Annotated in this window: 26 protein-coding genes and 1 pseudogene; 16 read left to right on the top strand and 11 right to left on the bottom strand. The window is 68.9% G+C overall.

All coding sequences use genetic code 11. The features are described from left to right. From H7I57_RS05275 to H7I57_RS05285, 3 genes are all read right to left on the bottom strand, one after another. The coding region (locus tag H7I57_RS05275) for an adenosylcobinamide-GDP ribazoletransferase (RefSeq protein ID WP_264022299.1) at positions 1–572 on the bottom strand (572 nt) is incomplete at its 3' end. Then, positions 569–1,609 carry a nicotinate-nucleotide--dimethylbenzimidazole phosphoribosyltransferase gene (cobT, locus tag H7I57_RS05280; protein ID WP_264022300.1) on the bottom strand — a complete coding sequence of 347 codons (1,041 nt, stop codon included), beginning with the start codon at positions 1,607–1,609 and terminating at the stop codon, positions 569–571. The genes cobT and H7I57_RS05275, both read right to left, overlap by 4 nt. Before the next feature lie 8 nt (positions 1,610–1,617). Further along, positions 1,618–2,304, bottom strand: coding sequence for a DUF3043 domain-containing protein (locus tag H7I57_RS05285; protein ID WP_264022301.1), 687 nt, complete (start codon positions 2,302–2,304; stop codon positions 1,618–1,620). An 85-nt stretch (positions 2,305–2,389) separates the two neighbouring features. Here H7I57_RS05285 and H7I57_RS05290 point away from each other — a divergent pair, with 85 nt between their 5' ends. Both H7I57_RS05290 and H7I57_RS05295 read left to right on the top strand, forming a co-directional pair. Then, positions 2,390–3,541 carry a glycerate kinase family protein gene (locus H7I57_RS05290; protein WP_264022302.1) on the top strand — a complete coding sequence of 384 codons (1,152 nt, stop codon included), beginning with the start codon at positions 2,390–2,392 and terminating at the stop codon, positions 3,539–3,541. Continuing rightward, complete coding sequence (locus tag H7I57_RS05295) at positions 3,538–3,912, top strand: HesB/IscA family protein (RefSeq protein WP_264022303.1); 375 nt, start codon at positions 3,538–3,540, stop codon at positions 3,910–3,912. The genes H7I57_RS05290 and H7I57_RS05295 overlap by 4 nt, the downstream gene beginning before the upstream one ends. 56 nt (positions 3,913–3,968) lie before the next feature. Here H7I57_RS05295 and H7I57_RS05300 read toward each other — a convergent pair whose 3' ends face one another. Then, a complete protein-coding gene (locus H7I57_RS05300) occupies positions 3,969–4,649 on the bottom strand; it encodes an Rv0361 family membrane protein (protein ID WP_264022304.1) in 681 nt (226 codons plus the stop codon). Between the two features lie 239 nt (positions 4,650–4,888). Between H7I57_RS05300 and H7I57_RS05305 the strand changes: the two genes are divergently transcribed. Beyond that, on the top strand, positions 4,889–5,863 hold the full coding sequence (locus H7I57_RS05305; protein WP_264022305.1) for a carbohydrate kinase family protein: 975 nt from the start codon (positions 4,889–4,891) through the stop codon (positions 5,861–5,863). Positions 5,864–5,870: 7 nt separating this feature from the next. Here the strand turns inward: H7I57_RS05305 and asnB are convergent, their stop codons facing one another. After that, positions 5,871–7,841 carry an asparagine synthase (glutamine-hydrolyzing) gene (gene asnB / locus H7I57_RS05310; RefSeq protein ID WP_264022307.1) on the bottom strand — a complete coding sequence of 657 codons (1,971 nt, stop codon included), beginning with the start codon at positions 7,839–7,841 and terminating at the stop codon, positions 5,871–5,873. A 216-nt stretch (positions 7,842–8,057) separates the two neighbouring features. On the opposite strand from asnB, the gene ctaC reads away from it, so the two are divergent. From ctaC to H7I57_RS05330, 4 genes are all read left to right on the top strand, one after another. Further along, on the top strand, positions 8,058–9,107 hold the full coding sequence (gene ctaC / locus H7I57_RS05315; RefSeq protein WP_264022308.1) for an aa3-type cytochrome oxidase subunit II: 1,050 nt from the start codon (positions 8,058–8,060) through the stop codon (positions 9,105–9,107). An 8-nt stretch (positions 9,108–9,115) separates the two neighbouring features. After that, positions 9,116–9,535: a cytochrome c oxidase subunit 4 gene (locus H7I57_RS05320; RefSeq protein WP_264022309.1), complete on the top strand. Its 420-nt coding sequence runs from the start codon at positions 9,116–9,118 to the stop codon at positions 9,533–9,535. Positions 9,536–9,744: 209 nt separating this feature from the next. Next, positions 9,745–10,659: an MmpS family transport accessory protein gene (locus tag H7I57_RS05325; protein ID WP_264022310.1), complete on the top strand. Its 915-nt coding sequence runs from the start codon at positions 9,745–9,747 to the stop codon at positions 10,657–10,659. A 16-nt stretch (positions 10,660–10,675) separates the two neighbouring features. Further along, a complete protein-coding gene (locus H7I57_RS05330) occupies positions 10,676–11,341 on the top strand; it encodes a DUF2561 family protein (protein WP_264022311.1) in 666 nt (221 codons plus the stop codon). A gap of 77 nt (positions 11,342–11,418) precedes the next feature. On the opposite strand, the gene qcrB is transcribed toward H7I57_RS05330, so the two are convergent. From qcrB to ctaE, 4 genes are all read right to left on the bottom strand, one after another. Next, positions 11,419–13,092 carry a cytochrome bc1 complex cytochrome b subunit gene (gene qcrB, locus H7I57_RS05335; protein WP_264022313.1) on the bottom strand — a complete coding sequence of 558 codons (1,674 nt, stop codon included), beginning with the start codon at positions 13,090–13,092 and terminating at the stop codon, positions 11,419–11,421. Beyond that, entirely contained in the window at positions 13,089–14,297 is a 1,209-nt protein-coding gene (qcrA, locus tag H7I57_RS05340; RefSeq protein WP_264022314.1) for a cytochrome bc1 complex Rieske iron-sulfur subunit, read from the bottom strand. The genes qcrB and qcrA overlap by 4 nt, the downstream gene beginning before the upstream one ends. Then, on the bottom strand, positions 14,294–15,130 hold the full coding sequence (gene qcrC, locus H7I57_RS05345) for a cytochrome bc1 complex diheme cytochrome c subunit (protein ID WP_264022315.1): 837 nt from the start codon (positions 15,128–15,130) through the stop codon (positions 14,294–14,296). The genes qcrA and qcrC overlap by 4 nt, the downstream gene beginning before the upstream one ends. Positions 15,131–15,213: 83 nt before the next feature. After that, positions 15,214–15,825 (bottom strand): aa3-type cytochrome oxidase subunit III, encoded by a 612-nt coding sequence (gene ctaE, locus H7I57_RS05350; RefSeq protein WP_264022316.1) that lies wholly within the window; start codon positions 15,823–15,825, stop codon positions 15,214–15,216. 68 nt (positions 15,826–15,893) lie between these two features. On the opposite strand from ctaE, the gene trpD reads away from it, so the two are divergent. Further along, positions 15,894–16,988, top strand: coding sequence for an anthranilate phosphoribosyltransferase (trpD, locus tag H7I57_RS05355; RefSeq protein WP_264022317.1), 1,095 nt, complete (start codon positions 15,894–15,896; stop codon positions 16,986–16,988). On the opposite strand, the pseudogene H7I57_RS05360 reads toward trpD, so the two are convergent. After that, a pseudogene (locus tag H7I57_RS05360) lies at positions 16,926–18,716 on the bottom strand (DEDD exonuclease domain-containing protein); the annotation flags it as partial. The gene trpD and the pseudogene H7I57_RS05360 sit on opposite strands and share 63 nt — an antisense overlap. A gap of 111 nt (positions 18,717–18,827) precedes the next feature. Here H7I57_RS05360 and H7I57_RS05365 point away from each other — a divergent pair. The 4 genes from H7I57_RS05365 to H7I57_RS05380 all read left to right on the top strand — a co-directional run bounded on the left by H7I57_RS05365 (position 18,828) and on the right by H7I57_RS05380 (position 22,326). Then, entirely contained in the window at positions 18,828–19,082 is a 255-nt protein-coding gene (locus H7I57_RS05365; RefSeq protein ID WP_264022318.1) for a hypothetical protein, read from the top strand. Between the two features lie 151 nt (positions 19,083–19,233). Continuing rightward, positions 19,234–20,373, top strand: coding sequence for a peptidoglycan hydrolase RipC (ripC, locus tag H7I57_RS05370; RefSeq protein ID WP_264022319.1), 1,140 nt, complete (start codon positions 19,234–19,236; stop codon positions 20,371–20,373). Further along, positions 20,342–21,193, top strand: a complete 852-nt coding sequence (locus tag H7I57_RS05375; protein WP_264022320.1) for a peptidase — start codon at positions 20,342–20,344, stop codon at positions 21,191–21,193. Before ripC ends, H7I57_RS05375 begins: the two co-directional genes overlap by 32 nt. Then, a complete protein-coding gene (locus H7I57_RS05380; RefSeq protein ID WP_264022344.1) occupies positions 21,190–22,326 on the top strand; it encodes a glycosyltransferase family 4 protein in 1,137 nt (378 codons plus the stop codon). Before H7I57_RS05375 ends, H7I57_RS05380 begins: the two co-directional genes overlap by 4 nt. On the opposite strand, the gene H7I57_RS05385 is transcribed toward H7I57_RS05380, so the two are convergent. Further along, positions 22,323–24,131 (bottom strand): AMP-dependent synthetase/ligase, encoded by a 1,809-nt coding sequence (locus H7I57_RS05385; protein ID WP_264022345.1) that lies wholly within the window; start codon positions 24,129–24,131, stop codon positions 22,323–22,325. The two genes, H7I57_RS05380 and H7I57_RS05385, sit on opposite strands and share 4 nt — an antisense overlap. Before the next feature lie 109 nt (positions 24,132–24,240). On the opposite strand from H7I57_RS05385, the gene H7I57_RS05390 reads away from it, so the two are divergent. The 4 genes from H7I57_RS05390 (at position 24,241) to H7I57_RS05405 (ending at position 26,852) form a co-directional block, all read left to right on the top strand. Further along, the gene (locus H7I57_RS05390; RefSeq protein WP_264022321.1) at positions 24,241–24,639 is read left to right on the top strand and encodes an SRPBCC family protein; all 399 of its coding nucleotides are present in this window, start codon (positions 24,241–24,243) and stop codon (positions 24,637–24,639) included. Between the two features lie 104 nt (positions 24,640–24,743). Further along, entirely contained in the window at positions 24,744–25,181 is a 438-nt protein-coding gene (locus H7I57_RS05395) for an SRPBCC family protein (RefSeq protein ID WP_264022322.1), read from the top strand. Then, a complete protein-coding gene (locus H7I57_RS05400; RefSeq protein WP_264022346.1) occupies positions 25,174–26,460 on the top strand; it encodes an ArsA family ATPase in 1,287 nt (428 codons plus the stop codon). The genes H7I57_RS05395 and H7I57_RS05400 overlap by 8 nt, the downstream gene beginning before the upstream one ends. Further along, complete coding sequence (locus tag H7I57_RS05405) at positions 26,457–26,852, top strand: hypothetical protein (RefSeq protein ID WP_264022324.1); 396 nt, start codon at positions 26,457–26,459, stop codon at positions 26,850–26,852. The genes H7I57_RS05400 and H7I57_RS05405 overlap by 4 nt, the downstream gene beginning before the upstream one ends. Positions 26,853–26,936 lie beyond the last annotated feature (84 nt).

Below are 26,936 nucleotides of genomic sequence, written 5' to 3' on the forward strand. Positions count from 1 at the left end.
GCCCAGGCGCCCACCACCCACAACGGCTGGGTGCCCGCCGCCCAGGCGCCCACCACCCACAACGGCTGGGTGCCCGCCACCCGCCCCCCCGACGTGCTGCCCGCGGCCGCCGGAACCGATCGCCGGCACGCGGCGACCGCTGCCACCCGACCGGCGGTGACCGCCACGAGGACCGCCAACCAACCCGTCTGGGCGAACGCCAGAGCCTGCACCAGGATCGTCACCACCACCGCGGCGGCGCCGAACGGCCCCGCCGCTCCGTCACGCATCACCGCCAGCGCGCGCTCCGGGGGCCCGTAGCAGCCCAGCGCGTCGGTGGTGTCCGACAAGCCGTCGATGTGCAGTCCCCGCGTGGCCACCAGCAGCACCGTCACCGCCAGTGCTCCCGCCAGCGCGCTGTCCGCACCGAACGCGTGCATGCCTGCCCACAAGGTCGCGGCGGCCAATGCCCCCAGTGCCGCTCCGGCGACGGGAAGGGCGGTCATCACGCCGCGCCCGATGGTCGCAGTGCGCGTCGCAGGCGTGGGCAGCACCGTCGCGAACGCGAATGCGCCTGCGACAGCACGGATCATGTGTCGATACCGGCTTCTTCGAACGTCGCCATCGACGCGAGGGTGGCCACGGCGGCGCGCAGGACCGGCAGTGCGATCAGCGCGCCGGTGCCTTCCCCCAGGCGCATACCGAGATCGACGATGGGATCGAGGTCCAGGTCGCGAAGCGCCAGCGAATGTGCCGGTTCGGTGGAGCGGTGCCCGGCCTGCCACCACTGCTTCGCGCCGGGTGCGAGCCGTTCGGCCGCCAGCGCCGCCGCGGTCACGACGACGCCGTCCAGCAACACCGGGGTGCGGCGCACCGCGGCCTGCGCGCAGAAACCGGTCATCGCGGCCAGGTCGGCGCCACCGCAGATCCGCAGCAGCGCAATGGGATCGGCGGTGAGCCTGCGCGTTCGGTACAGGGCGTCGCGCACCGCGGCGGTCTTGCGCCCCCAGCCGGCGTCGTCGATTCCGGTGCCCCTGCCGACCACCGCGACCGGCTCGGTGTCGGTCAGCGCGGCCACCAGCGCGGTCGCGGGTGTGGTGTTCCCGATCCCCATGTCGCCGGCGATCAGCAGATCAGCGCCCTCGTCGACCTCCTCGTCGGCGATCCGCCTGCCCGCCTCGATCGCCTCGACCACCTCATCGGGTGTCAGCGCGTCCTCTGAGGAGATGTTGCCGCTGGAGCGCCGGATCTTGTGCGCGCCGATCGACGGTGACAGCGGCTCGGCGGTGTCGACGGCGATGTCGGCCACCCGCACCCCCGCGCCCGCCAGCGTGGCGAGAACGTTGACCGCGGCGCCGCCGGCATCGAAGTTCGCCACCATCGCCGCGGTCACCTCGGCCGGGTACGCAGACACTCCCGCGGCGGTCACGCCATGATCCCCGGCGAACACCACCACCCGTGCCCGCTCGAATTGCCTTGGGGGACAAGCGCCCTGGCATGCCGCCACCCATGCTGCGAGGTCCTCGAGCCGGCCCAGCGCACCGAGCGGCTTCGTCAGCATGCTCTGGCGTTCCCTCGCGGCGGACGCCGCCTCGGCGTCGGGGGTCGGGACAGCAGGAAAATATGCCACCGACGGTGTCACACGACGCGGGCGCCGCGTTCGACCTGAGGCCGCGGCGCGCGCATCCGGCGCAATTGCGAGGCTCGGCTGGCCGCATAGAAGCCGAGTTTCCAACCGGTTTCGGTGTTATTCGGGAACTTCTCGTCCGCCAGGCGGTTCACCCGGCGACCCAGGAAGAAGCCGTCGATGACCATGACCAGCACCAGCACCAGCATCGCCGGCGACAGCATCGCCTGCACCTGGACCGACGGCACCGCCAGCATGACGAAGATCAGGCCGAGCGCCGACGGCATGAACAAGCCGAGCAGATTGCGTCGCGAATCGACCACGTCACGCACGTAGCGGCGCACCGGGCCCTGGTCCCGCGGCAGCAGGTACGCGGCCTCACCCGCCATCATCTTCTCGCGGCGCGTGGACATCTCGGTGCGCCGTTCGGCGCGCTGAGCCTTCTTCTCCTCACGGGACAGCTTCGGGCCACCCAATTCCTTGCGCCGCCGCCGCGCCTCGGCGCTGGTCAACGGCGCAGGCGCGACGGGGCCGCGCCTGCGGCTGGCCTCGCTGCGCTTGGGGGTCGGCTTGCCCTTGGGAGCGGTGGTCACCCGGTGGCCCGATCCGGCGGACGTGTCGTCGGGGTCGGCGGGCGCCGATGTCCCGGTGTCCCGCGACCCCTCGGAGTCGTCATTCTTGCGGCCCAGCAGTTTCACGCTTGCCAGGTTACTTCTCGGCTCACCGGGGAGGCACTGGAGTCCTCGGTATGCGCCTCGTTGCGGGACGCCATAGTCTGCCGGCATGGCGGGGACGAACGTGCTGATCGCGCCGGACTGCTTCGGCGACAGCCTCACCGCGGTGCAGGCGGCCCAGGCTGTCGCGCAGGGGTGGCGGCGGTCCCGACCCGAGGACCGCCTCATCCTCGCCCCGCAGTCCGACGGTGGGCCGGGGTTCGTCGAGGTGCTGGCCAGTCGGCTCGGCGAGGTCCACACCACCGTGGTCAGCGGTCCGCTATCCGACGACGTCGAGGCACAGTGGGTGCTCGACACCGACCCGCCGGTCACCGCCTACATCGAATGTGCGCAGGCGTGCGGTCTCGCGCTGCTGGGCGGGCCGCCGACGGTGCGCACCGCCCTCGACGCGCACAGCAGGGGTGTCGGTCAGCTCGTCGCCGCCGCACGTGAGGCCGGCGCCGGCCGTATCGTCGTCGGGCTCGGTGGCAGCGGCTGCACCGACGGCGGCAGGGGCATGGTCGAGGCGCTGGGCGGCCTGACCGCCGCGAAGGAGCTCCTCGACGGGATCGAGCTCATCGCCGCCAGTGATGTCGAACACCCTCTGCTCGGCCCGCGTGGAGCCGCCGCCGTGTTCGGCCCGCAGAAGGGTGCCGACCCCGACACCGTCGCCGTGCTCGAGGACCGGCTGGCGGCATGGGCCGAGGAGTTGACCGTCGCCGCGGGCCGCCCCGTCGGCGATGATCCGGGAGCGGGTGCCGCCGGCGGTATCGGCGCGGCGCTGATCGCCCTGGGCGGCCGGCGGGAATCCGGGGCGGCGATCATCGCGGAACACACCGGTCTTGTCGACGATGTCGCCGCAGCTGACCTGGTGATCACCGGAGAGGGACGCTTCGACGACCAGTCACTGCACGGCAAGGTCGTCAGCGCGCTGGCCTCGGCTGCCCGCGCCCACCGGATTCCGGTGTTAGTGCTGGCAGGCCAGGTGACCCTGGACGAATCGAGCCTCGGGGCCGCAGGCATCGCCTGGGCGTACTCCATCACCGATCACGCCGAATCGGTACAGCGTGCGATCGAGGACGCGGCCGACCAGCTCAGCGGCCTGGCATCCGTCGTGGCGTCGACATATGGGGGAATACGGTCAGAACAAGGTACCGTTGAGGAAGTGGAGCCACAGGTGGGAAGGCTTCATCCACGAACATCCACACAGGAGAGTCCATGACTGTTCAGCACGAGTCGGCAGTGCAGGCAGAGCAAGCTACCGACGCCCACGGCGTGAGCCTGACGGATGCCGCGGCGACCAAGGCCAAGGCGCTGCTGGACCAGGAGGGTCGCGACGACCTCGCGCTGCGGATCGCCGTACAGCCGGGTGGCTGCGCCGGCCTGCGTTACAACCTGTTCTTCGACGACCGCGCCCTCGACGGGGATCTGACCGTGAAGTTCGGCGGTGTCGCACTCACGGTGGACCGGATGAGTGCCCCCTACGTGCAGGGCGCCACCATCGACTTCGTCGACACCATCGAGAAGCAGGGCTTCACGATCGACAACCCCAACGCCACCGGCTCCTGCGCCTGCGGCGACTCCTTCAACTGAGTCACCCGCAGCCGACGCTGCGCCGGGCATCTGACGCTGCGCCGGGCCGCAGCCGGTCAGTACTGGCCGGCTGTCCGGGGCAGATACGAGCACACCAGGATCTCGTTGTCGAGTGACAACAGCTGGGCGATCGCCTGTTCTTCGCCGCCGCGCGGTTGATTCCCCCGCGAAGAGCTCGCCGGCTCCACTCTCATCGTGAACAGCACCTGAGCCTGCGTGGGCGACCACAGCACAATCTTGTCGATGGCGGTCACCTCGGCGCTGCTGTACTGCTTGCGGAACGCGTCGCTGGAAAGCCCAGCCAGGGCGAGGTCGGCACGGCGCTCCTTGGCCGCGTCGAACAACCCGCACAGGGTGTGCCTGGCCACCGTCTCGTCATCGCCGTTGGACAGTGCGTCGAGGTAGTCCTGGATCGCGGCCTGCGCCGCGGACTCCGTCAACTGGCCGCTGGAGGTCTGCTCGTCCCGTCCACCGGTCAGGGTGACCGCTGCGATGACGCCCACGATCGCCGCGATGGCGAGTAACGCGACGACCGCGATGATCCACCTGCGCCGCTTGCGGGGCGGGTACTGAACCGGTGGGGGCAGCATTCCCGGGTAAGTCCCGTCGATACCGCCCTCGGGGTAGGGCTGCGTCGCCGGTGGATACGGCTGTTGGGCAAATCCCTGAAAACCCTCCGGATACATTTGCGGGCCGACCGGTCCAGCGCCGTATTGGGGCGGGTACGGACCAGTCATGTATTTGCTCCCGGGGAGGTCGGTCGGCTTCTGGGGCTCTAGAGTGGCCGAGCGGGCACTTATAGGCAGGTTAGCGCAACCGGCGGGGGTGCCCCTGCCGCCGACGGGGCGACCACAGGGCCGACACGGGGTATCCGAGGTGGTCGACACTAGGGTGAACGACGTCGTCCATGCGTGCGTCGAGCATGGAGAGGCGAAATCATGACGGGTGGAACTGAAGACATGAAGGGCGGGTCCCTGTGACCATTGCGGTGACCGGATCGATCGCAACTGATCATCTGATGCGTTTTCCGGGTCGATTCTCCGAGCAACTCCTCGCCGACCACCTGCAGAAGGTGTCGCTGAGCTTCCTCGTCGACGACCTGGTGGTGCATCGGGGCGGGGTCGCCGGGAACATGGCGTACGCGATGGGTGTGCTGGGTGGCAATCCCACGCTGGTGGGGGCCGTCGGTAAGGACTTCGACGAGTACCGGCGGTGGCTCACCTCGCACGGTGTGAACTGCGACGGCGTGCTGGTCTCCGAGTCGGCCTACACGGCCAGGTTCGTCTGCACCACCGACGAGGACATGGCCCAGATCGCGTCGTTCTACCCGGGGGCGATGTCGGAAGCCCGCGACATCAAGCTGGCCGACATCGTCAAGCGGACCGAATCGCCGAGCCTCACGATCATCGGTGCCAATGATCCGGACGCGATGTTCCTCTACACCGAGGAATGCCGGTCCCTGGGCCTGGCATTCGCCGCGGACCCGAGCCAGCAGCTGGCCAGGCTGTCGGGCGAGGAGATCCGCAGGCTGATCGACGGCGCGACCTACCTGTTCACCAACGACTACGAGTGGGATCTGCTGCTGCAGAAGACCGGGTGGTCCGAGGTCGAGGTGATGAGGCAGATCCAGCTGCGCGTCACGACGCTGGGGGAGAAGGGTGTGGACCTCGTCGGCCGGGACGGCACGTTCGTCCACGTCGACGTGGTGCCCGAGATCCGCAAGGAGGACCCCACCGGCATCGGCGACGCATTCCGCGCCGGGTTCCTCACCGGGCGCGACGCCGGGCTGTCGCTGGAGCGGGCGGCCCAGCTCGCGTCCATGGTGGCGACACTGGTGCTCGAGGCGCCGGGCCCGCAGGAGTGGTCCTGGGACCCCGAGTCGGCGGTGCAGCGGCTCAGCGACGCCTACGGCGCCGAGGCGGGCCAGGAGATCGGCCGAGCGCTGGCGTGACGGCGGATCAGAGCTGCACCGGGTAGGTCGGCTCGCTGATCTGAGGCGTCACGCTCTTCTCGACGAAGATCGCGTGCCACAGCATGAAGATCAGCATCGTCCACAGCCTGCGACTGTGATCGGTTGCGCCGCTTCGGTGTTCGTCGAGCATCGACCGGACGGCGGCCAGGTCCACCAGGTCGCCCGCGGCGGACGAGCCGACCATCGAGTGCGCCCAGTCCAGCAGTTCGCCTGCGCGCAGCCAATGCCGGATCGGCACCGGGAAACCCAGCTTCGGCCGATTGAGGACATGCGCCGGGACGATGGGCTCCAGCGCACGCCGCAGCGCGTATTTCGTGGTGGCCCTGGTGATCTTCTGGTCGAACGGCAGTCGCGAGGCCACCGCGAACACCTCGGGGTCCAGGAACGGCACCCGCAACTCCAGTGAGTTGGCCATCGTCATCTTGTCGGCCTTGACCAGGATGTCGCCGCGCAACCACGTGAACAGGTCGATGTGCTGCATCCTGGCCACCGGATCCCAGCCCTTCGAGCTCCCGTACACCGGGGCGGTGACGTCGGTGTGGACCCAGTCGTCGCGGAATCGCGGCAACACCGAACGCAGTTGTTCGTCGGAGAAGCTGCGCGCGTTGCCGTAGTAACGCTCCTCGAGCGTCAGCGAACCGCGGTGCAGCAGGCTCTTGCCTCGCATTCCTTCCGGCAGCGGCGCCGCCATCCTGCCGACGGACTTGCGCAGGCCGCGCGGCAGATAATCGAACGGCTTCAGCGACAACGGCTCCCGATAGATGGTGTAGCCGCCGAACAGCTCGTCGGCACCCTCGCCGGACAGGACCACCTTGACGTGTTTGCGTGCTTCCCTCGCGATGAAGAACAGCGGGACCAACGCGGGGTCGGCGACGGGTTCGTCCAGGTACCAGACGATCTCGGGAAGCGCCGCGACGAACTCCGCCTGACTGACGACCTTGGTCACGTGCCGGGCGCCGATCGCTTCGGCGGACGCGACGGCCACGTCGACCTCCGAGAACCCTTCGCGTTCGAAGCCCGTGGTGAACGTGATCAACCGCGGGTTGTGGCGCATGGCCAGCGCCGCGATCGCCGTCGAGTCGATACCGCCCGACAGGAACGCGCCCACCGTCACGTCGGCTCGCATGTGCTTGGCCACCGAATCCTCGAGCACCGCGGTGATCTCGTCGTACCGACTCTGCTCGCTCTTCGCGACGAAAGGCGCCGCGTCGAAACGGGGCATGAAGTAGCGGGTCACGCGTGGCCGCCCACCGGGACGCACCCGGGCGTAGCTGCCCGACTCCAGGCGCCGGATTCCCCGGTGCAGCGTCTCGGGTTCCGGCACGTACTGCAGCACCGTGTAGTGCTGGACGGCACGCTCGTCGATGGTGAGATCGACACCGAGCAGGTCGGCCATCTCGACGAGGCACTTCTTCTCGCTGCCCACCACGGTGCCGCCCGGTCCGGTCGCCATGAACAGTGGCTTGATGCCGAACGGATCGCGGGCGCAGAACAGCTCCTGCTCTACGCTGTCCCACAGCGCGAAGGCGAACATGCCGCGCAGCCGTGTCAGCGCCTCGGTGCCCCAGTGGTGGTAGGCGGCCAGGATCGCCTCGCCGTCACCGTCGGTGTGGAACACCGCGCCGTGTTCGGACCGCAGCTCCTCACGTAATTCCACGTAGTTGTAGATCTCGCCGTTGAACACCAGCACGTAGCGGTCCGGCGCGTCGTCGGGTCCCCACCGCAACGGCTGGTGACTGTGGGCGATGTCGATGATCGACAGCCGGTTGAAGCCGAGCACAACCTGCCCCGCAGACCCGCCCGCACCGATGGCGTCCGTGGTGTCGTGCCAGGTTCCCGGCTCGTCCGGACCGCGGTGGCGCATCAGGGCGGACGCGCCCGAGACGGCATCGACGATGGCGGGGGGGGCCTCAGCCCCGAGTCCCGGGTCGCTTACCAGCGCCAGCAGTCCGCACACCGCGCCAGTATGCCTAATCGCCGAGGCGCCGAGAGACCGACCCGGAGACCGGCACGAAACACATTCCCCGGTCGCTTCGCTCCTGCCCGCCGAACACATTCCCCGGTCGCTTCGCTCCTGCCCGCCGGTGTGGTCTACGCTGCGTAGTAGCCAGTGCAGCCGTCTGACCGCCGGCGGTCCGTCGACTGTCCGATGACATTTCAAGGAGGCGCCAACGTGTCCGCTCGCGGCCTGAAGTTGGTGGCATTGTCCGTGCTCCTGGGCGGGACGGCGGTCCTGCTCAGCGGGTGCAGCTGGTCCGAGGTACTCGGCCTCGGCTGGCCCAACGGCATCACCCCCGAGGCGCACCTCAACCGGGAACTGTGGATCGGCTCGCTGATCGCCGCGCTCGTCGTCGGCGCGATCGTCTACATCCTGCTCTTCTGGACGGTGATGTTTCACCGCAAGAAGAAGGGCGACACGGAACTGCCGCGTCAGTTCGGCTACAACATGCCGCTGGAGCTGGCCCTCACGGTGACCCCGTTCCTGATCATCTCGGTGCTCTTCTACTTCACGGTGGTGGTGCAGGAGCGGATGCTGCACAAGGACCCCAACCCCGAGGTCGTCATCGACGTCACCGCCTTCCAGTGGAACTGGAAGTTCGGCTACCAGAAGGTCGAATTCGCCGACGGCACGTACACCTACGAGGGTGCCGACGATGCGCGCAAGGAGGCGATGGTCTCCGAACCCGAGGGCGTGGACAGCCACGGCGAGGAGCGCGTCGGCGCGATCGACGGTGTCAACCCCGAGGACCGCTCGTACCTCAATTACGACGAGGTCGAAACCCTCGGCTCGTCGACGGAGATCCCGGTGCTCGTGGTGCCCGCCGGCAAGCGGATCGAGTTCGAGATCGCCTCGGCCGACGTGATCCACGGCTTCTGGGTGCCGGAGTTCCTGTTCAAGCGGGACGTGCTGCCCAACCCCGAGGAGAACAACTCCGACAACGTCTTCCAGGTCAGCGAGATCTTCCTTCCCGAGGGCCAGAACAGCGGCGCGTTCGTCGGGCGCTGCACGGAGATGTGCGGCACCTATCACTCGATGATGAACTTCGAGCTGCGGGTTGTTCAGCCCAACGACTTCAAGGCCTATCTCGACCAGCGCAGAGCGGGCAGGACGAACGCCGAGGCACTGCAGGGCATCGGTCAGGATCCGCGCGCGATCACGACCGAACCGTTCGACACCCGCCGCGGAGAGCAGGCGCCGCAGGTCCCCCAGGCGAGCAGGTAGGACAGCACATGCATATCGAAGCCAGGTTGTTCGAGTTCCTGACGGCGTTCTTCGCGCTGTCGTCCGTCGTGTACGGCGTCCTGACGGGAATGTTCGCCAAGGGTGGTATCGAGTGGGCGGGCACGACGGCGCTCGTGCTGACCACCGGCCTCACGGTGATCATCGGCACGTTCTTCCGGTTCGTCGCGCGCCGTCTCGACACCCGCCCCGAGGACTACGAGGACGCCGAGATCGCCGACGGCGCGGGTGAGCTCGGCTTCTTCAGCCCGCACAGCTGGTGGCCGCTGTTCATCGCGCTGTCCGCCTCGATCACCGCCGTGGGCATGGCCATGTGGCTCCCGTGGCTGATCGTCGCCGGCGTCTGCTTCGTCCTTGCCACGGTCGCGGGTCTGGTCTTCGAGTACCACACGGGACCCGAGAAGCACTGAGCCGCTGGCGGTGTCCTCTGCTCTTCGCCCTGGCGCGCACCGGTACCGCGGTCTGCGTGTCGCGGACAAGGTCACAATCCGGGCATGAGTTCGCCCGGACACCGCACTGAGCGTCCTTGTCGGGTGCCGCTGTTGGGTAGTGTTGCCCACGCGCCGCGGGCCGTCGACGGCCGCGGCGTCGGAGAAGCAGTCGAGAAGGATAGACGTAGATGAGCGGGCCGAATCCCCCGGGACGGGACTCTGGCGGCTCGGATCTCCCAGGTGAGGAGCCGGGCGGCCAGCCGTCCTCGGACGAACCCACGCGGGAGGCCGCCGGCACGTCGCCGCCCGACGGTGGTGCCGGTGCGGATTTCCCCGACGCCGGTCAGACCGACCAGTATTCGCGGGCCTACTCGGCGCCGGAGGCGGACCAGTTCGTCAGCAGTCCGTATGTACCGGCCGACGCGTCGTTGTACGACTACGACACCTTCGATCCTGCCGCCGGTGATGTCGGTGAGCCGCCGCCGCCTCCCCGGTGGCCGTGGGTGGTCGGCGTCGTCGCGATCGTCGCCGCGGTCGCGCTCGTGGTGTCGGTGTCGGTGTTGGTGACGCGTACCGACACCGACAACCTGGCGACGCCCGAGACGACCACCAGTTCGGTGCCGCCGGTGCAGGACGAGATCACCACCACGACCCCACCGCCACCGCCCCCGCCGCCGCCCCCGACCGAGGAACCACCGCCGCCTCCGCCCGAGACGATCACGGTCACCGAGGAACCCCCACCACCGCCGCCGGTCGTCACCGAGGCGCCACCACCGCCGCCGCCCACGACCGAGGAACCGCCGCCGCCGCCCCCGACGACAACAAGGGCAGGCCCACGGCAGGTGACGTACTCCGTCACGGGCACCAAGGCGCCCGGCGACATCATCACCGTCACCTACATCGACGCCTCCGGGCGCAGCCGCACACAGCGCAACGTGTATATCCCGTGGTCCCTGACGGTCACCCCGATCTCGCAGTCCGAGGTCGGTTCCGTGCAGGCGTCCAGCTTGTTCCTGGTGAGCCGGCTGAACTGCTCGATCACCACGAGCGACGGCACCGTGCTGTCGGCGAACACCAACAACACCGCACAGACCAGTTGCTAGGCAGACCACACCGCTGATGACATACCTCACCGACACCGCCGACCGCCCGCGGCAGGGCAATGGGTTCGACCTGGCCGCGCTCGACCGCACCGACCGCATCCTGCTGGGCAGCTGTGCGGCCGTCTGGCTGGCCGCGCTGGGGGCGGGGGTTGCCGCGACGGTGGCGCTGGTCGACCTGTCGCGCGGGCACACCGCGTCCAGCGCCGAATCGGGCACGCCGTGGGTCCTCTACACCGTCATCGGGGTCTCCGCGCTGGTGATCGTCGCGGCGGTGCCGCTGCTTCTGCGTGCCCGCCGTGCCACGACTGCCGAACCCGTTTCCGACGAGCGGCCCAAGGCGGCCGCGCCGCAACTCCAGAGCCCGGTCCGCGGCGCAGAAGCGCCGACCGAGAAGTTCCGGGCGCCGGCCGTGGTGGCCGAGCCCAGCGGCCCGATCCCGTTGGTGCTCCAGCGGCCGGCCGGCGCGGCGGCCCTCGAACAGCTGTGGCTGCGCTCCGCCGTCGCGATCGCGTCCGCGATGGGCGTCGCGACGCTGCTGACCGGGGTGTCGACCTACCTGATGGCCGTCGCCAGCGACACCGTCGCCTGGGTGCTCTACGGCCTGGCCGGCGTGATCACGGTGGGGATGGTGGCCATCCCGTGGTACTTCCTGCGTGAACTGCGCGCCCTCCTCGAGGGCTGAGCAAGACCGGTGAGACAACTGATCCGTCCCAGCCGTGATGGCTGAGACGGATCAGTGGTGAGCGATCGGTTCGGTTCCTAGTGGTGACCGTTGGTCGAGCCGTTGGGGGAGCCGTTGGGGGAGCCGTTGGACCCGCTGATGCGATCCTGGTGCTCCTTCAACGCGGTCAGAGCCCGTCGCTCCGCGGTGTGCGTCGCCTGCTCGAGCGCCTCGTTCTCGGAGACCGGATCGGCGTACAGGAAGCTGCCGGAACCGGGCGCGCCACTCGAGCCCAGCTTGTTCATCCGCTTCGGCAGTGCCGCACCCTGGTACTCCAGCGGGATCGCGTGGCCGTGCTCGTCGACGGGGCCGAGCGGCTGATGTAGCTCGACGTAGGCGCCGTGCGGGAGCCGCTTGATGATGCCCGTCTCGATGCCGTGCTCGAGCACCTCACGGTCACTGCGCTGAAGTCCGACCGCCCACCGGTAGGCGACGAAGTAGACGATCGCGGGCAGCAACACCATGCCGACGCGCCCGATCCACGTCGTCGCGTTGAGCGAGATGTGGAACTTCAGCGCGATGATGTCGTTCATGCACGCGAACGTCAGCAGGATGTAGAAGGAGATGGCCGCGGCGCCCACGGCGGTGCGGGTCGGGGCGTCCCGTGGACGTTGCAGCAGGTTGTGGTGCGCGTCGTCCTTCGAGAACTTCCGCTCCAGGAACGGATAGGCGATCAGCAGCATGAAGATCACGCCCATCCCGACCGCGACCCACACACCCTGGGGGATGGTGTGACCGAAGAAGTAGAACTCCCAGGCCGGCCACAGCCTGATCAGCCCGTCGGTCCACATCATGTAGAAGTCCGGCTGACTGCCCGCCGAGATCTGAGAGGGCTTGTACGGACCGAGCGCCCAGATCGGATTGATCTGCAGCAGTCCGCCCATCAGGCCCAGGATGCCGAGGGTCACGGCGAAGAATGCGCCGGATTTCACCGCGAACACCGGCATGACACGCACGCCGACGACGTTGGTCTCGGTGCGGCCGGGCCCGGGGAACTGGGTGTGCTTCTGGAACCACACCAGCGCCAGGTGCACGCCGATGAGTGCCAGGATGATGCCGGGGATCAGCAGGATGTGCAGCGCATAGAGCCGCGGGATGATGATATCGCCGGGGAAGTCGCCGCCGAACAACGCCCAGTGCATCCAGGTGCCGACCACCGGAATGCCCATCGTGATGCCCGAGAACGCGGCGCGCAGGCCGGTGCCCGACAGCAGATCGTCGGGCAGCGAGTAGCCGAAGAAGCCCTCGAACATCGCCAGGATCAGCAGCAGCGACCCGATCACCCAGTTGGCTTCGCGCGGACGTCGGAATGCGCCGGTAAAGAAGATGCGGGCGAGGTGAACCATGATCGAGGCGGCGAAGAGCAGCGCTGCCCAGTGGTGGACCTGGCGCACGAACAACCCGCCGCGGATCTCGAAGCTGATGTCGAGGGTCGTCTCATAGGCTCGCGACATCTGCACCCCGCGCAGCGGCTGGTACACCCCGTCGTAGTTGACGTGAGCCATCGACGGATCGAAGAACAACGTCAGCCAGACCCCGGTGAGCAGCAGCACGATGAAGCTGTACATCGCGATCTCACCGAGCAGGAACGACCAGTGGGTCGGAAAGACCTTGTTGAGCTGCCTGCGCACCGCCGCCGAGGGGTGGTAGCGCGAATCGATCGCGTTGCCCTGTTTGGCGGCGATCTCGGCCATGGTGGGTCGTGGGCTCATGAGGTGCGCTCCCAGAATGCCGGTCCGACGGGTTCGATGAAGTCACCGTTGGCGACCAGGTAGCCGTCCTGGTCGATGGTGATCGGAAGTTGCGCCAACGCACGGGCCGCCGGACCGAAGATCGGCCTCGCAAAGTGCAGCGCGTCGAACTGCGACTGGTGGCACGGGCACAGGATGCGGTAGGTCTGCTGCTCGTAGAGCGAGGACGGGCAGCCCAGATGTGAGCACACCTTCGTGAACGCGAAGAGCTCGCCGAAGTTGAAGCTCTCCTGGCCTTTTCGCTTGACCACCCTGTTCATGTCACCGGGCCGGATACGGATCAGCATGACGGGATTGCGCACGCCGTATGCGATTTCGGTCAGATGGTGCTCGGATTCGACCGTGGTGCCGTCGCCATCGGATTCGCGCCACGGGAACACCGTCTCCATGCCGCCCGCGTCGATGTCTTCCGGACGCATCTTGACGTACGGCGACTCGCCGGGGTTGCCGGTGGCCCGGGCCAGGAAGATGGTCTCGCCCTCGAACCTGGGGGTCCAGCCCGACGTCCACAGCACGGCCTTCATGCCGTCGGCGGTCGGCACGACGGGTTTCCACGGATTCTTGATCAGCCCGCCGACGAACGCCACGAGCGTGCCCAGCCCGAAGGCGCCGAACCCGATGCCGAGCGAGAGCCCGATCATCTTGCGGCGCTTGAGCGTTGAGGTTTCAAGCGCATCACTCAGGTTGGCTGCCACGGTCTTGCGGTGCAGCTCGGGGGAGCTGCCGTCGTGACGCTCCTGGATGGCGATCTCTTCGGGGATGAACTTCTTCTGGTACAACACCGCGCCGACGCCGATGGCCAGGATCGACAATCCGAACGTCAGGCCGTAGAGCGGGGTCGTCAACGTGTAAAGGAACTCACCGTCGGACCCGTACGGCTGGTACTCCCATGGCCAGAACAGGAAGATCAGCAGCAGCGCCAGGCCCGAGAACCCGGCCAGCAGCAGCCAGTACGCCACCGTGCGCTCGGCACGTTTCTCGGCCTTGGTGCCCGGGACCGGCCACCGTTCTTCCCTGTAGACGATCTCGACGCCGTCGAGCTTGCCGCCCAGTTCGAGCAGCTCTTCCTTCGACATCGCGGCGAGCTCGGCGTCGGTGGGCTGGCCCGGTACGCCGGTCTGACCAGGGGTGTCGGTTCCCTTGAGGCCGTCGCGGTCGTCGCTCATGCCCGTGCTCCGATCCAAAGGGCGGCCGCGATGATGGCCACCATTCCAACGATCCACGCGACCATGCCCTCAGAGGTGGGGCCGAAGCCGCCCAGCCCGAGGCCACCGGGGCTCGGCGTCGCAGCAGCCTCCCGGACGTAGGCCACGACGTCGCGCTTCTCCTCGGGCGACAGCTGCCGGTCGGAGAACTTCGGCATGTTCTGGGGACCGGTCAGCATCGCGGTGTAGATCTGTGCCTCGGTCGCGTTCCCGAGATCGGGGGCGTACTTGCCCGACGACAGCGCGCCGCCCTTGCCCGTGAAGTTGTGGCACGACGCGCAGTTCAGCCGGAACAGGTCGCCGCCGCGGGCGACGTCGTTGCCGATCAGGGATTGCTGGGCGATCTGGCCGTTCTCGTCGCGGGGCACCACCGGGCCGCCGCCGTTGGCCTGGATGTAGGCACCGAGTGCGTCGGTCTGGGCCTCGTCGAACTGGGCCGGTTTCTTCGGGGCCTGGGCCTCGCCGCGCATCGCGGGCATCCGGCCCGTCGACACCTGGAAGTAGACGGCGGCCTCGCCGACACCGATCAGGCTGGGACCGCGATCGGCGACACCCTGCAGGTTCACACCGTGGCATGACACACACGACGTGTCATAGAGCTGCTGGCCGGTGCGCAGCATGGCCGAGGCCGACTCGTCGGCGACGGCCACCTGGGGTGACGGTGTCAGGGTGGCCGCCAGGCCACCGGCGACGGCCAGTCCGGTCGTCAGCAGCAGTGCGGCCGACAGGCGCCGTCGCAGCCGACGACGCTTCACTGTCGCCGGCGTCCCGGCTGAGCGGGCCTTGCTGGTCATCGAACCCCTTCGCATCGGCTTGTTCTGAGAGGCATCGTCAGTAGAGATGTCGCTGTCGTCGGAGATATTTCGTTCCATTCGTGTCATCGAACGAAGTAGATGACGGCGAACAGGGCGATCCACACGATGTCGACGAAGTGCCAGTAGTACGACACGACGATCGCGGCGGTGGCCTGCGCGGGGGTGAACTTGCTCATCTTGGTGCGCACCAGCAGCAGGACGAACGCGATGAGACCGCCGATGACGTGCAGACCGTGGAAACCGGTCGCGAGGTAGAAGACGGTGCCGTAGGCGCTGCCCGGGATGGTGGTTCCCTCTTCGACCAGATGGATGTACTCGTACCCCTGGCCGAGCACGAAGAACGTGCCCATGGCGAGGGTGAGCGTGTACCACCGGCGGAGCCCGAAGACGTCGCCGCGTTCGGCGGCGAACACGCCCATCTGGCAGGTGAAGGACGACGCGATCAGCACCAAGGTGACCGGCACCGCGAGGGCGAGGTTCAACTCAGTGGGCTCAGGCGGCCAGTTGCCGCCGGCCTGAGCGCGCGCAGTGAAATACATCGCGAAGAGGCCAGCAAAGAACATCAGCTCGCTGGACAGCCACACGATGGTGCCGACACTGACCATGTTCGGTCGGTTCAGCGAATGTACGCGCGACGTGATTGCCGTTCCCGAGGTCCCTACAGCGCTCGTCACAGGAGCAAGTATGACGCTTTGTAGTTGTTGAACTCCACCCGGGTACAGCAATTCGTCATAATCTTCCGGTGACTTCCCTTCCGCCCAGGCCCTCCGCATCCCACGACGAGCCGGGTGCCACGCCCACGTGGCCGGTGATTCTCGGCAGGTTGACCACAGGTCAGTCGCTTGTGCCGGGCCAGGCGGCGTGGGCGATGGACCAGATCATGACCGGCACCGCGACGCCCGCACAGATCGCCGCGTTCGGCGTGTCGATGAAGATGAAGCGCCCGACGGCGGCGGAAGTGACCGAACTGGCCGACATCATGCTCAAGCATGCGCGGCGCGTCCCGACAGACAAGATCGGCACCGCCACGGTGGATGTCGTGGGGACCGGTGGCGACGGCGCCAACACCGTCAATCTGTCCACCATGGCCGCGATCGTGGTGGCCGCCGCGGGGGTGCCGGTGGTCAAGCACGGCAACCGTGCCGCGTCCTCGCTCTCGGGTGGCGCCGACACCCTCGAGGCGCTCGGGCTCCGGATCGATCTCGGGCCCGAAGAGGTGGCCCGCAGCGTGGCGGAGGTCGGCATCGGTTTCGCGTTCGCTCCGCAGTTCCATCCCTCCTACCGGCATGCGGGCGTGGTTCGGCGCGAGATCGGCGTGCCGACGGTGTTCAACCTGCTCGGTCCGCTGAGCAATCCGGCCACACCGCGGGCCGGGCTGATCGGCTGCGCGTGGGGCGATCTCTCCGAGGTGATGGCGGGCGTGTTCGCCGCCCGCGGCTCGAGCGTTCTGGTTGTCCACGGTGACGACGGGCTCGACGAGCTGACCACCACGACGACGAGCACGATCTGGCGGGTGCAGGCGGGCACCGTCGAGCGACTGACCTTCGACCCGGGCGCGTTCGGGTTCAAGCGGGCGGAGATCTCCGAGTTGGTCGGCGGAGACGCGGAGTCCAACGCGGCGGAGGCCAGGGCGGTGCTCGCCGGGGCGAAGGGTCCGGTGCGCGACGCCGTCCTGCTGAACGCCGCGGGCGCGATGGTGGCGCACGCCGGGTTATCCAGCGACGCCAAGTGGGTTCCGGCCTGGGAGTCCGGCCTGGCCCGGGCGACCGACGCGATCGATTCCGGGGCGGCCGAAGAGCTGCTCGCGCGTTGGGTGCGGTTCACGCAGCAGCTCTGAGTCGGTGAGTTGATCGGCGGCCAGGCGCGCCGAGCGTGCCGATGCGGCCCAGTGCGACCACCGCCCGGCGGCGCCGAGCGGTGAGCAGTAGCCCGCGTCGGTGCGCACGATCCGGACGCCGGGTTGGGCGAGCCAGCGGGTCAGCAGCGCCGTCTCCTCGACGAGCGCGCCACCCAGCGGTTCGGCCGTCGGCAGGACCGACTGCGCGCAGGCGCTCAGAGCGTCCACGACCGGCATCGGCGGTACGCCACGGGGAGCGCGGCCCGCGGCGGCCAGTTGGCCGTGCCGGATCACCGCGAGGTGCCAGCCGCGGTCGCCGTCGGGCTTGGCGGCCACCAACTCGGGGATCGACGCCAGCGCCCGCAGCCGCTGACCGCGCCACAGCACGTCGATCGTGGCCGCGGCATGGTCGCGCAACCGCGCGGCCGTCTCGTAGCGGTGGCGGTCGGACAGCTCGGCGATCTGCGCCAGCGCCGCCGTCAGCGGGCGGCTGCTGCGGCCTTCCATGAGCGCGACCGCCTCCTGTGCGGCGCAGGCGTACTCGGCGGCGCCGAGGCCCCGGGCGGCGGGACAGGGGGACACCTCTCGCTCGGGGCAGGCCGGTCCGTGCACCGCCGAACGGCCCAGCCGGTTGGTGCAGGTGCGCACGCCGGTGAACCGGGCCATCAGCGCGGCGGCCTCCGCGGCGTCGGCGCGGGACCGGAACGGTCCGACGGCGCTGTCACTGCGCGGCGTCCGTACGGTCGTGAACCGGGGGAACGCCTCGTCGGTCAACCTCAACCACCACCAGCGCTTGGGGAACTTCGACCGCCGGTTGTACGGCGGCGCGTGGGCGGCCAGCAGGCGAAGCTCCCGGACACCGGCCTCCAGATCGTGGGCGCACTCGACGTGGTCGACCGCGGTGGCCAGCGACGCCATCTCCTTGATCCGGGTACGCGGGTCGGCGCCGGTGAAGTACTGCGCCACCCGCCGTCGCAGATCGACGGCGGTGCCCACGTAGAGCACCTCGGCGGACGGGCCGCGGAACAGGTACACCCCGGGACTCCTCGGCAGGCCCCGGGCGAGGTGGCGCTTGCTGCGCTGCGCAGGCGTCACGTCCGGCAGGTACGAACGCAGTTCCGTATAGGTGTGCACCCCCTGGTTGCCGACCCGCTCGATCAGCGCGTGCAGCACGTCGACGGTCGCCCTGGCGTCATCGAGGGCGCGGTGGGTGGGCCTGGTGGAAGCGCCGAACAACTGCGCCAGTGCGGACAGTCGCACGCTGGGCGCCTCATCGCGGGTGAGCACCCGGCGCGCCAACCGGACGGTGCACAGCACCGACGGCCTGGGCCACGGAAGGTGGTTCCGTTCTGCCGCCGCTCGCAGGAAGCCGATGTCGAATCCGGCGTTGTGGGCGACGAGCACTGCGCCTCGGGAGAACTCGAGGAAAGCGGGCAACACCGAATCGATGCGGGGGGCGTCGTAGACCATCGCCGACGTGATGCCGGTCAGCGCCACGATCTGGGGAGGGATGCTGCGAACCGGGTCGACCAGTGTCGCGAACTCGCCGAGGATCTCGCCGCCGCGGACCTTGACCGCGCCGATCTCGGTGATCGCGTCATGCCTGTCGCCTGTCGGCCTGCCGCCGGTGGTCTCGAGGTCGACGACGACGAACGTGGTTTCCCGCAGTGTCGGCGTTGGGAGAGGATCCGCGGATGGATCAATGTCCGCAAAGCTCAGCTGACCCATGCGCTGACCGTAGGCGCGGGCCCCGACAACGTCGGCCGGGAAACGCCGTGGAGCCGACTTGTCGGTACCCGTCGATAGCGTGCGGATGACTCCGACGAGAGGACGACTGCGATGGCACGGGATCAGCGGCCACCGGGCGAACCGCCCGACCCCGGAACTGAGGCTGGAACGGTGACGATCGACTGTGATGACTGCGCTGTCCGAGGAGTGGGATGCCAGGACTGCGTCGTGAGTGTGCTGCTCGGCGTGCCCGAAACTTTGCTCGTCGACGAGCGCCTGGCGCTGGAAGTGCTGGCCGAAGTGGGCCTGGCCCCGCGATTGCGCCTCGTCCCGGTTCACCGGCAGGGAAGCTCCGGAGTTGCCTGACGACACGCGGTGAGACGGCCGGTCGGTCCCGCACCGGAGGGACTGTTAAATTTGCGTCTCCTGTTGGACAAGGCCGATGCCGTTTCGTAACCTATCTGAGACCTAAGAGCAGTTCGAGGCGGCTCGTTACGGCAGTTGAAGGACGCAAATCTTGAGGCTCGTTCGCGCGCACCGGAGCACCCGTCGTTCTTGGCGACTCATCATCACCGTGATAGCTGGTTTGATCGTTTCGCTGTCGGTGTTGGCAGGACAGGGGCAGGCCGATCCGGCCGACGATGCGCTGGCAAAGCTCAACGAACTCTCCCGACAGGCCGAACAGACCACCGAGGCGATGCACTCGGCGCAGCTCGATCTGAACAACAAGCTGGAGATCCAGCAGACCGCAGAAGCCAAGCACGCGAGCGACATCGCGGCCGTGGAGGCAGCCAAGGCGCAGCTCGACCGGTTCCAGCAGTCGGTCGACACGCTCGCCGCCGCTCAGTACATGGGCGGTCGGACCTCGGGCTTCGACGCGATGCTGACCGCGTCCTCACCGCAGGGGCTCATCGATCAGCTCGCCGTGCAGCGCGTGATGGCTCATGAGATGCAGGCCCAGATGGCCGGCTACCGCGAGCTGGGCCGGCAGACGCAGCTCGCCGAGCAGGCCTCGGCCGCGTCCGCCGCCGAGGCCAAGACAGCGGCCGAGCAGGCGGCCGCCGTGCGCGCCGACCTCCAGTCCAAGCAGAGCCAGCTGCAGGTGCAGATCGCGGTCGTCAAGTCGCAGTACGAGGCGCTGACCCCGGTCCAGCGGGAGGTGCTGGCCGCCATGCCGCCGCCACCGCCCGCGCCGCCGGGCGCGGTGCCGCCGGGCCAGGATCCTGCGGTGCTGGCCGCGCCCCCGGCGCCCGAACCCCTGCCAGGTGTCCCCGGCGCGATCCCGCCCGGCGATATCGCGGCTCCCGGTTCCCCCGCCTCGACGACGGTGATCCAGGCCGCGCTGAGCCGCATCGGCTCCCCGTACTCGTGGGGCGGGTCCGGCCCGAGTGCCTTCGACTGCTCCGGCCTGGTGATGTGGTCCTTCCAGCAGGCCGGGATCTCGCTGCCACACTCGAGCCAGGCACTGGCGCGGGGCGGTCAGGCGGTGTCGCGCGATCAGATGCAGCCCGGTGACCTGGTCACCTATTACTCCGATGCGTCGCACGTCGGCATCTACATCGGAGACGGAATGATGGTGCACGCGTCCACCTACGGCACACCGGTGCGAGTCGCCCCCGTGGACAATGCGCCGATCCACAACGTCCGGCGCTACTGAGGCCCGCGCGCTGGATCGACGTCGGCTCGGCGCGGTTCTCGGCGCCGAGCTGATCTGCGCGGTGCTGCTGGTGGCCGGTCCGCAGACCGTCCCGGCGGGTCCGGCGGTCGCCGCGCCGCCGTCGTCCACCGCTCCCAGCGATGCCTCACGTGTGGTGGCCACGCCGGACGGCCGCACCGCGCAGTTGATCGACATGGGCGCCCCCGGCGGGCCCGCGCTGCTCGACCGCGTCGCCACCGAACTCCCCGGCGCCGCCGACGCGGTCACCGCGTTCTGGGGTGCGCAGTGGCCCACGGCGATCCCTGTCGTCGTCGCCGGATCGCAGCACCAGTTCGCGACCCTGGCGGGCGGCGGCCTCGACGTCGCCGCGACGACCACCGCGGACCGGATCATGTTCGCGCCGGCCGCCGCCTCCATGAATGACGCGGACCTGCGGATGGTGCTGCGCCACGAGCTCTTCCACTTCGCCGCGCGAACCGACACCGCCGCCGACGCACCGGTGTGGCTCACCGAGGGCGTCGCCGATTTCGTCGGTCGCCCGGTGCCCGCGGCGATGCCGACGACGCTGTCGGCGCAGCTGCCGACCGACGCCGAGTTGGCCACCCCGGGCCCTGGTCGCTCGGCCGCCTACGACCGGGCCTGGTCGCTGGCCACCTACGTCGCCCAGACCTACGGGACCGACCGGTTGCGGGCCCTGTACGTCGCCGCGTGCGGGCACGGCCATCCCGACTTCCCGACCGCAGTCACGCAGGCGCTCGGGGTCGAGCTGCCCGCGGTGCTCACCGGGTGGCGGGACTGGCAGAGCAGTTCGATTCGATGAGCCGGGTTCTATTGGTCACCAACGACTTTCCACCGCGTCGCGGTGGCATCCAGTCCTATCTCGAGGCGCTGGTCACCCACCTGGTCGGCTCGGGTGACCACACCATCACCGTGTACGCGCCGAAGTGGAAGGGCGCGCCGGACTACGACAAGGCCGCCGCGGCCGCAGGCTACGACGTCGTGCGCCACCCGGGGACCCTGATGGTGCCCGAGCCGACGGTCGCGTTGCGGATGCGCCGGCTCATCAGCCACCGCGACGTGGACACCGTGTGGTTCGGCGCCGCCGCCCCACTGGCCCTGCTGAGCCCGCTGGCCCGCTCTGCCGGAGCCGACCGGGTCATCGCCAGCACCCATGGCCACGAGGTCGGTTGGTCGATGCTGCCGCTGGCGCGAACGGCGCTGCGCCGCATCGGCGACGACACCGACGTCGTCACCTACATCAGCTCCTACACCAGGGGCCGGTTCGCGTCGGCGTTCGGGCCCCGGGCGGCCCTCGAGCTGGTGCCGCCGGGCGTGGACACCGACCGTTTCGTCCCCGACGAAGTGGCGCGGGCAGAACTGCGCGCCCGGTACCGGCTCGGTGGGCGGCCGGTGGTGGTCTGCGTGTCCCGGCTGGTGCCGCGCAAGGGGCAGGACATGCTGATCCGGGCGTTGCCCGCGATCCGGCAACGGGTGCCCGGCGCCGCGTTGGTGATCGTCGGTGGCGGGCCCTACCGAACGTCGCTGCACCGCCTCGCCCACTCGTTCGGGGTCGCCGAGCACGTGGTCTTCACCGAGGGCGTGCCGGGCGACGAACTGCCCGCACACCACGCGATGGCCGACGTCTTCGCGATGCCGTGCCGGACCCGCGGCGCCGGCCTGGACGTCGAGGGACTGGGCATCGTGTACCTGGAGGCGTCGGCCTGCGGGGTACCTGTGGTGGCGGGCCGGTCGGGCGGCGCGCCGGAAACAGTGCTCCACGGGGAGACGGGCCTGGTCGTCGACGGCTGGGACGTCGGGGCCGTCGCCGCCGCCGTCGGCGACCTGCTCGCCGACCCCCGCCGTGCCGCGGCGATGGGCGAGGCCGGCCGCCGCTGGGTCGTCGACAACTGGCAGTGGCAGCGGCAGGCCGAACGCCTGGCCCGGCTGCTCTAGGCCGACGCCTTGGCGTAGAGCGCCTCGATGTCCGCCGCGAACTTCTCGGCCACTATCTTGCGCTTGACCTTGAGCGTGGGCGTCAGCTCGCCGGTGTCCTCGGTGAAGTCGACCGGCAGGATGCGGAACTTGCGGATCTGCTCGGCCTTGGAGACCGCCTCGTTGGCGTCCTTGACCGCCAGCTCGACCTCGGACTGCAGATCGGGATCGGTGGACAGGTCGGCCACCGATGCGCCCGCGTCCCTGCCGTGGCGTTCCTTCCAGCCGGCAAACGCCTCCGGGTCGATGGTGATCAGCGCGGCGATGAACGGCTGCGCATCGCCGACGCACATCGCCTGACTGATCAACGGATGGGCGCGCAGCCGGTCCTCGAGCAGCGCCGGGGCGACGTTCTTGCCGCCGGCGGTCACGATGATCTCCTTCTTGCGACCGACGATCGTCACGAAGCCGTCGTCGTCGATCGAGCCGAGGTCACCGGTGTGGAACCAGCCGTGGGTGAACACCGCCGCGGTCTCGGACTCGTTGCCCCAGTAGCCGTGGAACACCACACCGCCCTTGACCAGCACCTCGCCGTCCTCGCCCAGCTTCATGCTGTTGCCGGGAAGCAGCTTGCCGACCGAGCCGACCCGCAGGTCGCCCACTCGGTTCACGGTGATCGCCGCGCTGGTCTCGGTGAGCCCGTAGCCCTCGTAGATGCTCAGTCCGACGCCGCGGTAGAAGTGGCCGAGCCGCGCGCCCAGCGGGGCGCCGCCGGAGATCGCGGCGCGGCAGTTGCCGCCGAGTGCGGCCCGCAGCTTGCCGTAGACGAGCTTGTCGAACAGCGCGTGCTTGAGCCTGAGCAGCAGCCCGGGGCCGCCGGTGTCCTGGGCCTTGCTCCATTCGATCGCGGTGTCTGCCGCGGCCGCGAAGATCTTGGTCTTGCCGCCGTTCTCGGCGTTCTGTTCGGCGGTGTTGTACACCTTCTCGAACACCCGCGGCACGGACACCACCAGCGTCGGCTTGAACACCGCCAGCATCGGCACCAGGTTCTTGATGTCACTGGTGAAGCCGAGCGTGACCCCGCCGGCGAAGGCGCCGATGGTCAGCGCGCGGGCCAGCACATGCGCCAGGGGCAGGAAGACCAGCAGCTTCTCGCCCTTGGTCAGGTGATCGGGGAAGCACTCCTTGGCGCCGCGGGTCTCGTACAGCAGGTTGGAGTGCGTCAGCTGGCATCCTTTGGGCCGCCCGGTCGTGCCCGACGTGTAGATCAAGGTCGCCGGGTCGGCGGACCGGATACCCGCCAGCCGCTCGTCGACGGCCGTGGCGTCGACACTCTCACCCGCTTCGGCCAACTCGTCGAGGGCCGCCGCCGCGGCGCCCTCGATGCAGTAGACCCTGCGCAGCTGGGGCAACCCGTCCCGCAACTGCTCGATCCTGCCGACATGGGCGTCGGTCTCGGCGAACGCCGCGACCGCGCCGGAGTCGGCCAGCACGAACTGCACCTGCTCGGCCGAACTGGTCTCGTAGATCGGCACCGTCACCGCACCGATCGACAGGATGGCGAAGTCCAGGATCGGCCATTCGTAGCGCGTTGCCGACAGGATCGCGACGCGATCCCCGGGCTGAACGCCGTGGGCGATCAAACCTTTTGCTGCCGAACGGATCTGGCCGGCGGCCTGGCGGCACGTCACATCGACCCAGACGCCGTCGACGAGACGCTGGAAGATCACGTGGTCGGGATCGTCACGTTCGTGGTCGTAGACGGAGCTGGCGATGTTGTCGTGCTCGCCGACGGTGAATGATGCGGGAACGCTGAACTCGCGCACGGTGGAGGCCCTCTCGTGATTCTCAGGCGGCTCGACAAACAACTTGACCATGTCCAGCGTAGTCGGCCGACGGATCCCGATACCCCGTGATGTGTGAAGCTTGTCTGTCATGAACAGCTTCCAGATCGCCGACGAGACGTTCATCGCGGCTGACCCGGTCGCGGTCGGTGACGCGGTCGCCGACCCGGCGAACTGGCGGCGGTGGTGGCCCGACCTGCGGCTGACGGTGGTGGAGGACCGGGGCGAGGTCGGTCAGCGCTGGACCGTGACCGGCGCGCTGACGGGGACGATGGAGATCTGGCTGGAGAAGGTGCGCAGCGGTCCGGACGGTGTCGTGCTGCACTACTTCCTGCACGCCGAGCCGTCCGGCGTCGCGGCATGGGAACTGGCGAAGATGAACCTCCCCAAGATGAACCATCGGCGCCGGGTGGCGGGCAAGGACATGGCCTTCGAGGTGAAACGCAAGCTGGAGGCCGGACGGCAGGTGGGAGTGTCGCGGCTGGCCTGATCCAGCCGCCCGGGTGCGCCCCCAAACGCCGGTACGGGGGCCAGGCCGGTGACGGGAGAGTAGATTTTTGGCCAGCGACCAAGACCTAGCGGGGAATGATTTCAGTGGCGGACAAGACGGCACAGACCATCTACATCGATGCCGATCCTTCGACGGTGATGGACGTCATCGCCGACATCGGCTCCTATCCGGACTGGGTCGCCGAGTACAAGGAGACCGAGGTCCTCGAGACCGATGATGCCGGCTATCCGAAGGTGGCCAGGCTGGTTCTGGACGCCGCGGTTCTCAAGGACACCATGGTGTTGACCTACAGGTGGCCCGCCGACCGCAACTCGGTGACGTGGTCGCTGGTGTCGAGCACGTTGCTGAAGTCTCTCGACGGTGCATATCGCTTGGCGCCCAAGGGATCCGGAACAGATGTCACCTATGAACTGTCGGTCGACCTGGTCATCCCGATGATCGGCCTGCTGAAAAGGAAGGCTGAACGGCGGCTGACGGATACCGCACTGAAGGACCTGAAGAAACGAGTCGAGGCTGACTGAGGGCAGGCACGCCGCCGACGCGGCCCGGGCGTCCGGGGCAACCCGGATCAGTCTTTTCGTCGGCAAGGGCGGCGTGGGTAAGTCGACGCTGGCGACCGCGACGGCCGTGCGTGCTGCGCGCGCCGGGATGCGGGTCCTGATCGTGTCCACCGACCAGGCGCATTCGACCGGTGACGTGCTCGGTGCGACCATCAGGCCCACCGGCAGGCGTGAGCCCACCCGGGTGCTGGCCGACCTCGACACCGCGGCGTCCGGCGGCGGGTCCCTGGACGCCCTCGCACTCGACACCCTGGCACTGCTGGCGAACCGGTGGCGGGAGATCGCCGCCCCGCTGTCCGAGAGGTTTCCCGACTCCGACCTCGGTGATATTGCCCCAGAAGAGCTTTCGGCGTTGCCGGGAGTCCAGGAGGTGCTCGGACTGCACGAGGTCGGTGAGCTCGCCGACTCGGGGCAGTGGGACCTGGTCGTGGTGGACTGCGCGTCGACCGCCGACGCGATGCGGATGCTCACGCTGCCTGCGACGTTCGCCCTCTACCTCGAGCGGGCCTGGCCGAGGCACCGCCGGTTGTCCAGCGCCGACGATGGGCGCTCGGCGGCGGTGATCGCCCTGGTGGAGCGGATCGGCGCGGGTACCGAGCAGCTCAGCACCCTGCTCACCGACGGTTCGCGGGTCAGCGCCCACCTGGTGATGACCGCCGAGCGGGTGGTCGCGGCCGAGGCGGTCCGCACCCTGGGCTCTCTGGCGCTGATGGGTGTGCAGGTCGATGAGCTGATCGTCAACCAGGTTCTGGTACAAGATGATTCGTTCGAATACCGCAACCTCCCCGAGCATCCGGCCTTCGACTGGTACGCGGAGCGGATATCCGAGCAGCGGACCGTGCTCGACGAACTCGATCGCGTGATTCCCGACGTGCAACTGGTCCTGGTACCCCACCTGGCGGGTGAGCCGATCGGGCCGAAGGCGCTCGGCGAACTGCTCGACTGCGCCCGCCGCAGGGACGGCTCACCGCCTCCCGGTCCGTTGCGGCCGGTCGTCGACAGGGAGTCCGGCAGCGGGCTCGACGCCGTCTACCGGCTACGGCTGGAGTTGCCGCAGGTCGACTCGTCGGCGTTGTCGTTGGGTAGGGTCGACGACGACCTGATCATCGGCGTCGGAGCGATGCGGCGCCGTGTCCGGTTGGCATCGGTGCTGCGCCGGTGCATCGTCATCGACGCCGCGCTCCGTGGCAGCGAGCTGACAGTGCGATTTCGACCGAACCCGGAGGTGTGGCCGGCTTGAACGAGTCCCGCACCGGCCCGCGCCATTCGGACATCGGTCCCGAACTGCGCCAGCTCGCGCAGTCGATCCTGGAACGCCTCGACCCTGCGGTGCGCCTTGCGGCGGCCAGGGCCCAGGCCGGCGGCCCTGGCAAGTGTGAACAGGTCTGGTGCCCCGTCTGCGCGCTCGCCGCACTGATCTCCGGTGAGCAGCACCCCCTGCTGAACGTGGTCGCCGAGCACAGCGTCGCGCTGCTGACCCTGGTCAAGGCGATGGTCGACAATCTCGACACGGCCGGGACCCCGCCGCCGGAACCCGACGGCGCACCTCCGGCCGGGCCGTCGCCCCAGGACCCGACCACGCCGTCGGAGCCGGGCCGCTATCAGCACATCACGGTGATCATCGACGAGTGAGCGGCGGTGAGTGCGCATCTGTGGTCGCACGCACACACCGTGGGTAAGGTTGTCCCAGAGCACCGTGCCGACGGTCGGGCACAA

The organism is Mycolicibacterium pyrenivorans, assembly GCF_025821625.1.
Lineage (GTDB): Bacteria > Actinomycetota > Actinomycetes > Mycobacteriales > Mycobacteriaceae > Mycobacterium > Mycobacterium pyrenivorans.

What these genes read in the sequence shown, in the direction of transcription:
- qcrB (WP_264022313.1), bottom strand. Translation starts at nt 13,092, where the DNA reads ATGAGCCCACGACCCACCATGGCCGAGATCGCCGCCAAACAGGGCAAC.
- H7I57_RS05325 (WP_264022310.1), top strand. Translation starts at nt 9,745, where the DNA reads ATGAGCGGGCCGAATCCCCCGGGACGGGACTCTGGCGGCTCGGATCTC.
- H7I57_RS05320 (WP_264022309.1), top strand. Translation starts at nt 9,116, where the DNA reads ATGCATATCGAAGCCAGGTTGTTCGAGTTCCTGACGGCGTTCTTCGCG.
- H7I57_RS05295 (WP_264022303.1), top strand. Translation starts at nt 3,538, where the DNA reads ATGACTGTTCAGCACGAGTCGGCAGTGCAGGCAGAGCAAGCTACCGAC.
- H7I57_RS05390 (WP_264022321.1), top strand. Translation starts at nt 24,241, where the DNA reads ATGAACAGCTTCCAGATCGCCGACGAGACGTTCATCGCGGCTGACCCG.
- qcrC (WP_264022315.1), bottom strand. Translation starts at nt 15,130, where the DNA reads ATGACCAGCAAGGCCCGCTCAGCCGGGACGCCGGCGACAGTGAAGCGT.
- qcrA (WP_264022314.1), bottom strand. Translation starts at nt 14,297, where the DNA reads ATGAGCGACGACCGCGACGGCCTCAAGGGAACCGACACCCCTGGTCAG.
- H7I57_RS05300 (WP_264022304.1), bottom strand. Translation starts at nt 4,649, where the DNA reads ATGACTGGTCCGTACCCGCCCCAATACGGCGCTGGACCGGTCGGCCCG.
- H7I57_RS05290 (WP_264022302.1), top strand. Translation starts at nt 2,390, where the DNA reads ATGGCGGGGACGAACGTGCTGATCGCGCCGGACTGCTTCGGCGACAGC.
- H7I57_RS05375 (WP_264022320.1), top strand. Translation starts at nt 20,342, where the DNA reads ATGCGCCGATCCACAACGTCCGGCGCTACTGAGGCCCGCGCGCTGGAT.
- H7I57_RS05365 (WP_264022318.1), top strand. Translation starts at nt 18,828, where the DNA reads ATGGCACGGGATCAGCGGCCACCGGGCGAACCGCCCGACCCCGGAACT.
- H7I57_RS05380 (WP_264022344.1), top strand. Translation starts at nt 21,190, where the DNA reads ATGAGCCGGGTTCTATTGGTCACCAACGACTTTCCACCGCGTCGCGGT.
- H7I57_RS05330 (WP_264022311.1), top strand. Translation starts at nt 10,676, where the DNA reads ATGACATACCTCACCGACACCGCCGACCGCCCGCGGCAGGGCAATGGG.